The organism is Kitasatospora sp. NPDC042419, from assembly GCF_056437345.1.
Window position 1 is genome coordinate 116,856 of record NZ_JBWKAW010000024.1, and the last position, 13,177, is coordinate 130,032.

The window sequence follows — 13,177 nt, forward strand, 5'->3', positions numbered from 1 at the left end:
TTCATGACCACTCGACTCATCCTCGCCACCCGTAACCAGAACAAGGTCGTGGAGCTGCGCGACATCCTCGGCAGCGCCGGCCTGGACGTCGAACTGGTCGGCGCCGACGCCTACCCGGAGATCCCCGACGTCCGCGAGACCGGCGTGACCTTCGCCGAGAACGCCCTCCTCAAGGCCCACACGCTGGCGCGCGCCACCGGCCTGCCCGCCGTCGCCGACGACTCCGGCCTCTGCGTCGACGTCCTCAACGGCGCCCCCGGCATCTTCTCCGCCCGCTGGGCCGGCAAGCACGGCGACGACCGCGCCAACCTGGACCTGCTCCTCGCCCAGCTCTCCGACATCGACGACGCCCACCGCGGCGCCCACTTCTTCTGCGCCGCCGCCCTCGCCCTCCCCGACGGCACCGAGCGCGTCGTCGAGGGCCGCCTCCTCGGCACCCTCCGCACCACCCCGTCCGGTGACGGGGGCTTCGGCTACGACCCGATCCTCCAGCCCCTCGGCGAGACCCGCACCTGCGCCGAGCTGGCGGCGGCGGAGAAGAACGCCATCAGCCACCGCGGCCAGGCCTTCCGCGCCCTCGCCCCGGTCGTCCGGGAGCTGCTGGGCTGACCTCGTGATGAGCCGACAGCGAAGGCCCGCTCCGGGAAAGTCTCCGGAGCGGGCCTTCGTTTCCAAGGCTAGTGCGGCCTGAGGGACTCGAACCCTCACGGGATTTCTCCCACGGGCACCTAAAACCCGCGCGGCTGCCGGTTACGCCAAGGCCGCATGGCCCCCAGTCTAGGGGGTAGCCCGGAGCGTGGACACCGTCATTTCACCCGGTGGCGCCGTCCGTGGCGGGCTTCGCCCGCCCGCGCTTGTTGCGGCCGCAGTAGGTGTCGGTGACGGCATGGCAGTTCGGGCAGAGCAGCCGGAGGTTGGTCGGCCGGTTGTCCGACCAGTCGCCGTTGACGTGGTCGACTTCGAGGGTCAGCGGACGCCCCTGCCAGCGCGGCCCGATGCCGCAGCCCTCACACGACTCCGGCCGGCCGAGTTCCGCCAGGGCGCGGCGGATCCGCGAGCCGGGCAGCCGCTTGGCGTCCTCCGGGCGCTGGACGAGGAGCCGCTCGGGAGGGATCCTGCCGGGGAGCCGCTTGCCCCGGCAGTGGGCCTGCCCGGTGAAGTGCGAGGTGTCGATGCCGAGCGCCTTGATGCGGCGTCCGATGTGGGCCTGGGTGCCGCCGGCCTGACGCAGGTGCAGGTGCCGCACCACTCCGGCGACGCTCTGCGAGACGGCCACGGCCTCTTCGAGCAGCTCGCGGGTGTAGATGCTGCCGGTCGGCCGGAAGTGCGTGGTGTCGACGGCGAACTCGGTCAGCTTGCGGCGCAGGTACTTCCGGCGGTCCTTGTTCGGTTCCCTCCCGAGTGCGATCAGCATCTCGTCCAGCGAGGCGGCGCTCGCCGCGGCGGCGGTGAGGAGTTCGCGGGTGTACTTGGTGACCGGCATGGTCGTCCCCCTTCGGGCTGGTGTGCGCCCGTCCCCCTGGTGTGCGAACGAGTGTGGGCCCGGTCGGGTTACGGCCTCACCACCAGTACGTCGGGTAGCGGCGGTTGCGGAGGCGGGCGGCGGCGAGGCCGGTGAGGGTGAGGAGGGTGGCGGCGAGGGCGAGGAGGGGGAGGAAGTGGCGGGGGTCGGGGGAGGTGAGGGTGACGATGACGGCGGTCGCGGCGGCGGGGGAGTGCGGGGTGCGGGCGAGGGCCATGACGCCGAGGGCGAGGCCGCCGGCGACGGCGGCGGACCAGTAGGCGGGGGTGGTGACGGCGAGGACGGCGTAGCCGGTGAGGGCGGAGAGGAGTTGGCCGCCGATGACGCTGCGGGGTTGGGCGAGGGGGAGGTCGGGGGCGCCGGCGATGAGGGCCATGGAGGCGGCGAGGGGTGGGATGAGCAGGGGTTGGCGGGTGAGGGTGCCCAGGGCGACGAGGAGGAGCAGGGCGGTGACGGCGGTGGCGGTGGAGGCGAGGACGGCGGTGACGGCGGGGCGGGCGGGTGCCTGGCTGGAGAGGGGCATGGCGACGACGTCCTAACGGTAAGTGGATCCAAGTAGCGTTAGTTTGCTGGGTTTGGCTAGCGGATGGCAAGTCGCGTTACCGTTAGGTATGGGTATGGGCAGGGATGTGGCGGAGCGCGGTGCGGTCGACGGGATGCCGGTCGACGGCGAGCACCTGGCGCTGGACCTGGTGAACAGCACCTTCATCCGGGGCGGCCTGCGCGGTCACCTGGTGGACGTGCTGGTGGAGCCCGCCGACCTGGTGGCCTGGGTGGATCGGCACGCGGACGGGCTGGATCCGGCGAGCGCGCCGGCCGGGGAGCTGGGGCCGGCGGAGCTGGCGGCGTTCCGGGAGCTGCGGCGGGCGCTGCGCGCGGTGCTGACCGCGGTGGTGGCGGGCGAGCCGGCGGCGGAGGCGGACGTCTCGGTGGTGAACGAGGCGTTGCGGGCGGCGCCGGGGTGGGCGGAGTTGCCGCCGGGGGCGGTGGGGCGGGCGGTGCCGCGGAGCCTGGCGGGGGAGCGGGGGAGGGTGCTGCTGGCGCGGGTGGCCCAGGCGGCGGTGGAGTTGCTGACGGGGGAGCGGCGGGGGTCGGTGAAGGCGTGTCCGGCGCCGGGCTGCATCCTCTTCTTCCTGCAGCAGCACGCGCGTCGGGCGTGGTGTTCGACGTCCTGCGGGACGCGGGTGCGGGTGGCCCGGCACAGTCGTCGGCATGCGGAGGAGTGACCGGGAGAGCGGTCGGGACGGCGGCCGGGGTGTGGCCGGGGGTGCGGCCGGGAGTGCGGCCGGGGCGTGGTTGTCGGTGTGGGCGAGTCGGCTCCGGCTGACCGTCGACAATCGGCCGTTCGACCGGCGATGTTGGGGAATTGATTACCAATTGGTACAGACCTATTGACCTATGTGGTTCAGACCACATAGCTTCAGCGCCAATCTGCTTTCCCCCACTGTGCGTGCTCCCCCACAGGCACGCGCCGACACTCTGCCCGGAGGACCGAGTGTTGAAGCGATCCACGGCGGAGCGGCGTCCCACCGCTGCTCACCGTTCCACGAGCCCGGCGGCCCGCGCCGGCCTGGCCTCGCTGGCGGCAGCCGCGATGGCGGGCCTGCTGGTGGCGACGCTGGGCGCGGCGCCCTCGCAAGCGTCCGCCACCGTCGACAACGCGGCCTGTCGCCCGGACGGCATGTACGCCACCCCCGGCGTCGACGTCCCCTACTGCAACGTCTACGACACCAGTGGCCGCGAGAAGATGGGCGCCGATCACCAGCGCCGCATCATCGGCTACTTCACCGGTTGGCGCACCGGCAAGGACGGCACCCCGCCGTACCTGGTGAGCGACATCCCCTGGGACAAGGTCACCCACCTCAACTACGCCTTCGGCCACGTCGGTTCCGACAACAAGCTGTCGGTCGGCACGGACAACGACAAGAACGAGGCCACCGGGATCTCCTTCCCCGGCGTGCCCGGCGCGGAGCTGGACCCGTCGCTGCCGTACAAGGGTCACTTCAACCTGCTGACCAAGTACAAGAAGCAGTACCCGAACGTCAAGACCATGATCTCGGTGGGCGGTTGGACCGAGACCGGCGGGTACTTCGGCGACGACGGCAAGCGCGTCAACTCCGGCGGCTTCTACTCGATGACCGTCAACCCGGACGGCAGCGTCAACCAGGCGGGCATCGACGCCTTCGCCAACTCGTCCGTCGACTTCATCAAGAAGTACGGCTTCAACGGCGTCGACATCGACTACGAGTACCCGACCTCGATGAAGGACGCGGGCAACCCGCTGGACTGGCAGCTCGCCAACAGCAAGCGCGGTTCGCTGGCCAAGGGCTACGCCGCCCTGATGAAGACGCTCCGCGAGAAGCTGGACCGGGCCGGCGCCGCCGACGGCAAGCACTACCTGCTCTCGGTCGCGGCCCCGTCGTCCGGCTACCTGCTGCGCGGTATGGAGACGTTCCAGATCGCGCAGTACCTGGACTACGTCAACATCATGTCGTACGACCTGCACGGCGCCTGGAACAAGTACGTCGGCCCGAACGCCTCGCTGTTCGACGACGGCAAGGACGGCGAGCTGGCGGCGGCCAACGTCTACGGCACCGGTCAGTACGGCGGCATCGGCTACCTGAACACCGACTGGTCGTACCACTACTTCCGCGGCGCGATGCCGGGCGGCCGGATCAACGTCGGCCTGCCGTACTACACCCGCGGTTTCAAGAACGTGGTCGGCGGCACCAACGGCCTCTGGGGCACCGCCTCGGCGACCACCTGCCCGGTCGGCTCCGGCCTGACCGCGTGCGGTGACGGCGCGGTCGGCATCGACAACATCTGGAACGACAAGGACGACGCGGGCAAGGAGTCCCCGGCCGGGTCGAACCCGATGTGGCACGCCAAGAACCTGGAGAAGGGCATCCTGCCCGACTACCTCTCCAAGTACGGCGTGAAGGACACCGCGCTGCAGGGCACCTACGCCCGCAACTACAGCTCCGCCCTGGTGGCGCCGTGGCTGTGGAACGACGCCAAGAAGGTGTTCCTCTCCACCGAGGACGAGCAGTCGGTGGGCGCGAAGGCCGACTACATCGTCAACCAGGGCGCCGGCGGCGCGATGATCTGGGAGCTGGCCGGCGACTACAAGTGGGACGCGGCCGCCAACGGCGGCAAGGGCCAGTACGTCCCGGGCAACACGCTGACCTCGCTGATGTACGACAAGTTCAAGGCGGCCTCGGCGTACGGCGCGATCCGCTCGACGACGGCGCTGCCGCAGCAGACCCTGCCGATCGACGTGTCGTTCACCAACTTCGCGCTGGGTGACTCGAACTACCCGATCAACCCGAAGATCCACATCGTCAACAACTCGACGCAGACCCTGCCGGGCGGCACCGAGTTCCAGTTCGACTACAGCAACTCGGCCCCGGGCAACGCCAAGGACCAGTCCGGCTTCGGCCTGACGGTCATCAAGCAGGACCACACCGGTCCGGGCAACGTGGGCGGCCTCAAGGGCACCTACAACCGCGTGTCGGTCAAGCTGCCGGGCTGGCAGTCGCTGGCGCCGGGCGCGTCGATCGACATGGACTTCACCTACTACCTGCCGGTCTCCACCCCGTCCAACTGGACGGTCAACGTGGGCGGCACGCTGTACGGCCTCAAGGGCGACCTGACCCGCGGCGCGGTGGACGGCGGCACGCCGACCCCGACCGTGACGCCCACCGTGACGCCGACGGTCACCCCGACCGTGACCCCCACGGTGACGCCGACCGTCACGCCCACTGTCACGCCGACCGTGACGCCGACCGTGACCCCGACCACCGGCACCTGCGCCGGTGCGCCGAGCTGGGACGCGGCCACCACCTACGCGACGCCCACCAAGGTGTCGTGGAAGGGCCACTACTACCAGAACAAGTGGTGGACCAAGGGCGACGACCCCGCGGCCAGCGGCGCGTGGGGTGTCTGGAGCGACCTCGGGGCCTGCTGATGACAGCGGTCTCCTGAGGTGAGAGACGGCGGTGGCGGTGCACCCGGTCGGGGGGTGCGCCGCCACCGCTGCTCCGTTCCCGGGAACGGAGCAGCGGTGGCGGGTGCTACTTCTCGATGTCGCCGCGCATCTTCGCGAACAGTCCCGCGGCCTCGGCCGGGGTGGTGCGCGGGAACAGCGCCACACCGGCCGTGGAGGCGTCGGACCAGCCGCAGACGACGTCGGTGGTGGGCGCCTCCGGCAGCTGCAGGCACTCCAGCGAGCCGCCGAGCGGGCCGGACGGGTACGGGACGGCGGTGGTCGGGGTGCCGGTGGAGCCGTTGCCGAGGGCGTGGTCGATCAGGCCGCGCCACAGGTGCTCGCGGCGCTTGGCCGGGTCCTCGGGGACGTTGTCGACGGCGATCAGCAGGATCCGGCGGCCGGAGGTCTGGCCGGGGCGGTCGAAGTTCGAGACCACCAGGTGCATGTCGGCGCGCATCTCGCCCGGGTCGACGACGACGTCGGAGACGGCGTCCCGGCCGATGGTCTTGGCGAGCCCGCCGGCCGTCCGCGCCTCGACGACCTGGCGCCTGCCGCCCGGGCCGGACGGCTTCGCAGAGGCGGAGGCGGAGGCCGTGGCGGCGGGGGCGGAGGAGGAAGCTGCGGCGGCGGGGGAGGAGGGTGCGGTGGCGGTCCCGGCCGGCCCGGCCGACGGGTCGGACACCGGCTCGGTGGCGGGCTTGGTGAGCGGCGGCGGCATGGCACTGTCGTCGTTCTCGGGCCCGCACGCGCTCAGCGCGAGGGCGGCGGCCACCGCCGCGACGACGGCGAGACGGGTGGCGGAACCGGATCTGGCGCTCTGCACGGCGGGTCACTCCTGAGGCGAGGTGAGGCGGGGACCGGGCTGCCGGCCCGGGTGCTCAGCAGGCTAGGGCCTGCCGCGCACCGCCGACAGGGCTCTCGCGGAGTGCGGACAGCACCGGGACGCGGCGGTGACGAAGTGACACCCCGCCGCGCCCCGGTGCGGCGTGCGGCCGGGCTCAGGCAGCCTCGACCTTGAGGTCGCGCAGCAGCTTGGCCACGTGGCCGGTCGCCTTGACGTTGTACAGCGCGTGCTCGACCTTGCCCTGCTCGTCCACGATCACGGTGGAGCGGATCACGCCGGTCACGGTCTTGCCGTACAGCTTCTTCTCGCCGAACGCGCCGTAGGCCTCCAGCACCTTCTTCTCCGGGTCGGAGAGCAGGGTGACCTTGAGGTCCTCGGCCTCGCGGAACTTGCCGAGCTTCTCCGGCTTGTCCGGGGAGATGCCGATGACGTCGTACCCGGCGCCGGCGAAGACCTCCAGGTTGTCGGTGAAGTCGCAGGCCTGCTTGGTGCAGCCGGGGGTGAGCGCGGCCGGGTAGAAGTAGACGATCACCTTGCGGCCGAGGTGGCCGGCCAGGGACACCTCGTTGCCGTCGGCGTCGGGCAGGGTGAAGGCGGGCGCGGTGTCGCCGGGCTGGAGACGCTCACTCACGGGATTTCTCCTGGTGCTGGACGGGCGGTCGTACCACGGCCAACTTACCCCCGATGGTGGGTGGGGCCGCGCGGGGCCGCTCGCCAGCTGACACACTGGGTCAGTCGTACAGGACAACATCAGTGAATGGGGTGGCCCGAGTGGGCGAGGCGAGCACGACGGACAAGGCGGCGCGGACGACCGCCCAGATCGAGGCGGACATCTCCCGGACCCGCAACCAGCTGGCGGAGACCCTGGACGAGCTCGCCATGCGGGTCCACCCGACCACCATCTCCGCCCAGGTCAAGGCGAAGGCCGTGGCCACGGTCGAGGAGAAGGCCGGCCGGGTGTACGTGGCCGCCAGCGGCCTGGTCGAGCAGGCCCGGGCGCAGTTCGTGGACGAGAAGGGGCAGCCGCGCAAGGAGCGGATCGTCCCGGCCGCGCTGGTCGGCGTCGGCCTGGTGCTGCTGGTCGCCTCGGCCCGCAAGCGCCGCAAGGGCTGAACGCGCCGGGCAGGACCGATCGCCGAGGGCCGGGTACGGGTGTGCCCGGCCTCCCGCATGCCGGGCTGGCGTCACACGGCGCGTCCGGGAGCGGTACCTTCGGGGTCGTGAGTACGAACGACGAACCGACCCTGCAGTCCCGTTCCGCCGAGAGCGACCTGCCGCGTCACGACCGGCTGGGCGAGAAGCTGCCGATCAAGATGCTGCACGACCGCGTGCTGGTGAAGACCGAGATCGGTGAGGGCGAGCGGCGCTCGACCGGCGGCATCCTGATCCCGGCCACCGCCGAGCTGTCCAAGCGCTGCGCCTGGGCCGAGGCCGTCGCCGTCGGCCAGTCCGTGCGCTCGGTGGAGCCGGGCGACCGGGTGCTGTACGACCCGGAGGACAAGCTGGAGGTCGAGGTGCGCGGCGCGACCTACGTGCTGCTGCGCGAGCGCGACCTGCACGCGGTGGCCGCGATGCGGTTCGGCGACACCGAGGGGTCGACGGGGCTGTACCTGTAGCCGCCGGGCGGGTTCCGGGGCGGGCCGCCGTGCCGTGGGCGCGGCGGCCCGTCGGCGTTCCGCCGGTTCCGCGGGGCCCGGCCGGCTCGCCCGACCCGGTGGTAGCGTCACCGGCGGGGGTGCGGACGGGCCTGCCCCGGACGAGACGTGCGCCGTGCCCGGCCCTCCGGGACGACGCACCCGAGGAGACGCCATGGGTACGCGAACCTCCCTGATCGACTTCGCCGGAACGGCGCCGCGGACCCGCGGGCTGGACGTCCGGTGGATCCACGGGTCGGTGTCGGCCAAGCACAACACCGACCCGGACATCCAGGTCCACGAGTACGACGAGCACACCTACGTGCTGCGGCAGAACATGGCCGTCGACTACGAGGCGCCGTTCCTGTTCCTGCTGTTCGGCAACGAGCGGGCGGTGCTGATCGACACCGGGGCCACCGGGTCGGCCGAGTTCTTCCCGCTGCGCGGGACGGTCGACGGGCTCGTCGGGTCCTGGCTGGAGCGGAACCCCCGGGACGGGTACGAGCTGCTGGTGCTGCACACCCACGCGCACGGCGACCACGTCGCGGGCGACGGCCAGTTCGCCGACCGCCCCGGCACCACCCTGGTGCCCGCGGACCGGGCCACCGCCTGGGCGTACTTCGGGTTCGACGAGGACGCCGACGCCGTGGTGCGGGTCGACCTCGGGGGCCGGGCGCTGGAGTGCCTGGCCACGCCGGGCCACCACGAGGCGGCGGTCACCTTCTTCGACCCGTGGACCGGGTTCCTGCTGACCGGCGACACGGTCTACCCGGGCCGGCTCTACATCCAGGACTGGCGGGAGTTCACGCGCTCGATCGGGCGCCTGGTCGACTTCTGCGACAGCCGGACGGTCACCCACGTGCTCGGCTGCCACATCGAGATGAGCCGGGAGCCGGGGCAGGACTACCCGATCCGCTACACCTACCAGCCGGACGAGGTCCCGCTCCAGCTGACCACCGACCACCTGCGGGAGATCCGGGCGGCCCTGGCCGAGATGGGCGACGTGCCGCAGCGGCGGGTGTTCCCGCTGTTCATCCTGTCGCCCGGCGGCTGAGCGGGCCGGGTGCCGCGCGGCTGTCGGTGGCGGGTCCTAGGATCCGGCCATGGTGAGCAGTGGAGTGGTTCCGCGACCGGTGGTCGACGACGATCAGCGCCGGGCCCGGCTGGGCCGGCGGCACCTGCTGGCGCCCGCCGGGCGGGCGGCGCGGGTGGAGGAGGTCGCCGACGCGCTGGTCGGGCTGCACGCCACCGACGCGGCGACGGTGTACCTGTCGGCGTGCGCGCGGCTGCGCGAGCCCTCGGCGGCGGAGGTGGAGCGGGCGCTGTACGAGTCCGTCTCGCTGGTGAAGCTGCTGTCGATGCGGCGGACGATGTTCGCGGTGACGGAGGAGTTCGCCCCGTACGTGAGCGCGGCGGCGGCGCGGGCCATCGCGGTGAAGGAGCGGTCGACGCTGCTGAAGCACCTGGGCGCGTTCGCCGAGGGGTGGGACGAGGCGCGGCTGGCCGACGCGGAGCGCGCGGTGCTGGCCGCGCTGGCGGAGCGCGGCGAGGCGACCACCGGCGAGCTGGGCGAGGACGTCCCGGCCCTCCGCGAGACGATGCTGATGGCGGCGGGGAAGGCCTACGAGGCGAAGCAGAGCGTGGGGAGCCGGTTGCTGCGGCTGATGGCCTCGGACGGGCGGGTGCGCCGCTGCCGGCCGCGCGGGTCCTGGCTGAGCAGCAGCTACCCGTGGGCGCCGGTGGAGCCGTGGCCGGAGGTGCCGGTGCGGGAGGCGAAGGCGGAGGTGGTGCGGCGCTGGCTGGCGGCGTACGGGCCGGGCACCGTCGAGGACGTGAAGTGGTGGACGGGCTGGACCCTGGGTGACGTCCGGAAGGCGCTGGCCGACGTCGGTGCGCAGGAGGTGGGGCTGGCGGGCGGCGCGGTGGGGCTGGTGCTGCCGGGGGACGCCGGGCCGGTGGAGGAGCCGGGGCCGTGGGCGGCGCTGCTGCCGGGGCTGGACCCGACGGTGATGGGCTGGCGGGGGCGGGACTGGTACCTGCGTCCGGAGGACGTGCCGGCGCTGTTCGACCGGGCGGGGAACGCGGGGCCGACGGTCTGGTGGGGCGGCCGGGTGGTCGGCGGCTGGGCGCAGCGGGCCGGTGGCGAGGTGGTGTGGCGGTTGTTCGCGGACGTCGGGGCGGAGGCGGAGGCGGCGATCGGGGTGGAGGCGGAGCGCTTGGCGGGCTGGCTGGGGGGTGTGCGGGTGACGCCGCGGTTCCGGACGCCGTTGGAGCGCGAGCTGGTGGCCTGAGCGGGCGGCCCGCCCGGGTGGCCTGGGCGGGCGGTCCGGGCCGAGCCGGTGCCCTGAGCGGGCAGTGCGGCTCGGTACGGCCGGGTACGGCGCGGCCCGGGGCCCGTCAGGCCGGGGGTCGGGAGGCGGGCGGCGGCGTGGCGGGCTGGTCGGTGGCGGCGGGGGGCCGTCCGGTGGCGGGTGGCGGCGGAACGGTCGTGGCCGGGCCCTGGGTGGGCGGGCTGCTCGGCTTGGGCTGCTCGGTGGGCCGGTCCGAGGTGGGCGGGGCGGTGGGGGTGGGCTGCGGCGGCTCGGGTTCCTCGGCGGTCGGGGTGACGAGGGTGGGCTGCGGCGGGTCGACGGTGGGCTGCTGGGTCTCCTCGGTGGGCCGGGTGGTGGCGGTCGGCCGCTTCGGGGTGCTGGGGGTGGGCTGCCAGGGGGCGGTGGGCTGGGTGTTGCCGGAGCCTCCGCTGCTTCCGCTGCCGCCCGTGCTTCCGGTGTCGTCGGCGTCGTCGGTCCTGTCGGGGGTGGGGTCGGCGGAGGGGGACGTCGTGGCGGAGGCGGTCGGGTCGGCGGTGCCGCCGGTGCTGTCGGTCGGTCCGCCGGCGGACCCGGCGTTGCCGTCGGAGGGCTGGAGGTCGAAGGACTGGACGACGGTGCCCTCCAGGACCTCGCTCATGTAGGCGGTCCAGATCTCGGTGGGGAAGGCACCGCCGTTGATCCGGGTGTAGCCGGCGGTGCCGGCCAGCGGCTCCTTGGCGTGGGTCTTCGGGTTCTCCCGGAAGAGGCCGACGGTGGTGGCGAGTTCGGGGGTGTAGCCGGCGAACCAGGCGGAGAGGTTGGAGTCGGTGGTGCCGGTCTTGCCGGCGGCGGGCCGGCCGAGGCCGAGGGCGGCGGCGCCGGTGCCCCGGGAGCTGACGACCTCGCGCAGGACGTCGGTGACGGCGTCGGCGGTGCCGCGGTCGAGTGCGGTGCTGGGGGTGTGCGCGGGCATCTTGGGGACGTCGACGGAGCCGGAGCCGGCGTTGACGCGTTCGAGGGCGCTCACCGACCAGGGGGTGTACGCCTCGCCGTGGTTGGCGAGGGCGGCGTAGACGCCGGCGAGGTCGAGGGCGCTGGGGGTGGCGGTGCCGAGGGTCATCGAGGTGTTGGCGGGGTCCAGGCCGGGGACGTCGTCGGGGATGCCGAGCCGGATGGCGGTCTCCCGGACGTGGGCGAGTCCGGCGTCGACGCCTTCCTGCGCGTACACCGAGTTGACGGACTTGGCCATGGCGTGGCGCAGGGTGATGGAGCCGTAGTCGACGTCGTCCTCGTTGGGCGGCGCGTACGGGGTGGGGCCGTCGGTGACGGGGCGTTCGCTGGTGCCGTCGTAGCGGGTCTCGGTGGTGATGGGGAGGCCGTCGCTGCTGCTGCGTCCGGAGGTGAGGCCGGCGGCGAGGTCGATGGGCTTGAAGGTGGAGCCGATCTGGTTGTCCTGGCGCAGCGCGTCGTTGTAGGGCTGTTTGGCGTAGTCGGGTCCGCCGTGGACGGCGACGACGCGGCCGGTCGCGGGGTCGACGGAGGCGCCGGCGACCCGGACGTCGGTGTCGGTGTCGGGCCGGGCGGCGGGGTCGAGTTCGTCGGTGAGCTGTTCCCGGACGGCGCGCGCGAAGGCGTCCTGCTTGTCCTGCTCGAAGGTGGTGGTGATGCGCCAGCCGCCGGCCTTGAGGGTGGCGGTGTCGATGATGCCGTTGGAGAGCAGGTAGTCGTCGGCGACGCCGACGAGGTAGCCGGCCTGGCCGCGGAGTCCGCTGGTGGGCTGGGGTTCGACCGGGTCGGGGAAGGTGATGGCGGCGCGGTCGACGGCGGTGAGGAAGCCGAGCTGGACCATGCCGTCGAGGGTGTAGTGCCAGCGGGCGACGGCCTTCTCGCGGTTGGCGGGGGTGGCGGTCTTGACGTCGTAGGCGCTGGGGGCCTGGAGCAGGGCGGCGAGGTAGGCGCTCTGGGGGAGGGTGAGCTGGGAGACGTCGACGCCGTAGTAGGCGCGGGCGGCGCTCTGGATGCCGTAGGCGCCGCGGCCGAAGTAGCTGGTGTTGAGGTAGCCGGTGAGGATCTCGTCCTTGCCGCGCTGCTGGTCGACCTTGAGGGCGATGAAGAGTTCGCGGCCCTTGCGTTCGATGGTCTGGGTCTGGGTGAGGTAGTAGTTCTTGACGTACTGCTGGGTGATGGTGGAGCCGCCCTGCATGCCCTTGCCGGTGAGGGTGTTCCAGCCGGCCCGGACCATGCCCTTCAGGTCGATGCCGCGGTTCTGGTAGAAGGTGCGGTCCTCGGCGGAGACGACGGCGTGGCGGGTGGCGACGGGGATCTGTTCGATCGTCACGTCGGTGCGGTTGACGGCTCCGGTGCGGCCGATCTCGGTGACGCCGTCGGCGTAGAGGTAGATGTTGCTCTGGGCGACGGCGTGGGCGTTGGGGTCGGGCACGGGGACGATGACGTAGAGCACGGCGAAGGCGCCGACGGCGAGCAGCAGGACGGCGGTGAGGGCGCCGAGGGTGACCCGCCAGGTGGGCAGGAGCCGCCGCCAGATCGGAAGGGCGCGGCGGGCCTCGCGGCGGGCGGCCCGTCTGGCCTGGCGGCGGGTGCTCAGGGTCATGCCGCGATTATGTGCTATTTGATCGGCGATCAGGTGTTGATCGGCCGTCGGACGGGCGCCTGAATAACCGGGTGCGAAGGGTGCTTCACGGCGGTACGGTGAAAGGTGCAAACCATATAGCGCACCTGATTCGGACCTCGGCTCGGTCGAGCTCCGCCCACCTGGCCCCGGACCCCCGGGGGAGGACGGGCCGGGGCCGGTCCGGCGTGCGCTTCTGCGGTTCGGGGCCTCCCTGTGCCCTGATTTGTCGACAAGGAGACAATATGCAGAAGGCCGTTCCCGTGGCG

12 protein-coding genes and 1 tRNA gene are annotated in these 13,177 nt (G+C 72.6%); 7 read left to right on the forward strand and 6 right to left on the reverse strand.

Going from position 1 to position 13,177, the window contains the following annotated elements:
• Positions 1-3: 3 nt before the first annotated feature.
• Positions 4-609 (forward strand): RdgB/HAM1 family non-canonical purine NTP pyrophosphatase, encoded by a 606-nt coding sequence (rdgB, locus tag AC067J_RS32990; RefSeq protein ID WP_478305486.1) that lies wholly within the window; start codon positions 4-6, stop codon positions 607-609.
• Between the two features lie 72 nt (positions 610-681).
• On the opposite strand, the gene AC067J_RS32995 is transcribed toward rdgB, so the two are convergent.
• The 3 genes from AC067J_RS32995 to AC067J_RS33005 form a co-directional block, all read right to left on the reverse strand.
• Positions 682-765 (reverse strand) — tRNA-Leu (locus AC067J_RS32995).
• Positions 766-811: 46 nt separating this feature from the next.
• The gene (locus tag AC067J_RS33000; RefSeq protein WP_478305488.1) at positions 812-1,483 is read right to left on the reverse strand and encodes an HNH endonuclease; all 672 of its coding nucleotides are present in this window, start codon (positions 1,481-1,483) and stop codon (positions 812-814) included.
• Between the two features lie 76 nt (positions 1,484-1,559).
• The gene (locus tag AC067J_RS33005) at positions 1,560-2,045 is read right to left on the reverse strand and encodes an HPP family protein (protein ID WP_478305490.1); all 486 of its coding nucleotides are present in this window, start codon (positions 2,043-2,045) and stop codon (positions 1,560-1,562) included.
• 94 nt (positions 2,046-2,139) lie between these two features.
• Here AC067J_RS33005 and AC067J_RS33010 point away from each other — a divergent pair, with 94 nt between their 5' ends.
• Both AC067J_RS33010 and AC067J_RS33015 read left to right on the forward strand, forming a co-directional pair.
• Complete coding sequence (locus AC067J_RS33010) at positions 2,140-2,748, forward strand: CGNR zinc finger domain-containing protein (protein ID WP_478305492.1); 609 nt, start codon at positions 2,140-2,142, stop codon at positions 2,746-2,748.
• Between the two features lie 368 nt (positions 2,749-3,116).
• Entirely contained in the window at positions 3,117-5,489 is a 2,373-nt protein-coding gene (locus tag AC067J_RS33015) for a chitinase C-terminal domain-containing protein (protein ID WP_478305547.1), read from the forward strand.
• Positions 5,490-5,595: 106 nt separating this feature from the next.
• Here the strand turns inward: AC067J_RS33015 and AC067J_RS33020 are convergent, their stop codons facing one another.
• Positions 5,596-6,333: a hypothetical protein gene (locus tag AC067J_RS33020; RefSeq protein WP_478305494.1), complete on the reverse strand. Its 738-nt coding sequence runs from the start codon at positions 6,331-6,333 to the stop codon at positions 5,596-5,598.
• 175 nt (positions 6,334-6,508) lie between these two features.
• Positions 6,509-6,985, reverse strand: coding sequence for a thioredoxin-dependent thiol peroxidase (gene bcp / locus AC067J_RS33025; RefSeq protein ID WP_350544809.1), 477 nt, complete (start codon positions 6,983-6,985; stop codon positions 6,509-6,511).
• Positions 6,986-7,125: 140 nt separating this feature from the next.
• Here bcp and AC067J_RS33030 point away from each other — a divergent pair, with 140 nt between their 5' ends.
• The 4 genes from AC067J_RS33030 (at position 7,126) to AC067J_RS33045 (ending at position 10,279) form a co-directional block, all read left to right on the forward strand.
• Positions 7,126-7,467 carry a DUF3618 domain-containing protein gene (locus tag AC067J_RS33030; RefSeq protein ID WP_478305496.1) on the forward strand — a complete coding sequence of 114 codons (342 nt, stop codon included), beginning with the start codon at positions 7,126-7,128 and terminating at the stop codon, positions 7,465-7,467.
• A gap of 200 nt (positions 7,468-7,667) precedes the next feature.
• Entirely contained in the window at positions 7,668-7,970 is a 303-nt protein-coding gene (locus AC067J_RS33035) for a GroES family chaperonin (protein WP_329883752.1), read from the forward strand.
• A 193-nt stretch (positions 7,971-8,163) separates the two neighbouring features.
• Positions 8,164-9,042, forward strand: a complete 879-nt coding sequence (locus AC067J_RS33040) for an MBL fold metallo-hydrolase (protein ID WP_478305498.1) — start codon at positions 8,164-8,166, stop codon at positions 9,040-9,042.
• Positions 9,043-9,091: 49 nt separating this feature from the next.
• Positions 9,092-10,279, forward strand: a complete 1,188-nt coding sequence (locus AC067J_RS33045; RefSeq protein WP_478305499.1) for a winged helix DNA-binding domain-containing protein — start codon at positions 9,092-9,094, stop codon at positions 10,277-10,279.
• A gap of 106 nt (positions 10,280-10,385) precedes the next feature.
• Here the strand turns inward: AC067J_RS33045 and AC067J_RS33050 are convergent, their stop codons facing one another.
• Positions 10,386-12,890, reverse strand: coding sequence for a transglycosylase domain-containing protein (locus AC067J_RS33050; protein ID WP_478305501.1), 2,505 nt, complete (start codon positions 12,888-12,890; stop codon positions 10,386-10,388).
• Positions 12,891-13,177 lie beyond the last annotated feature (287 nt).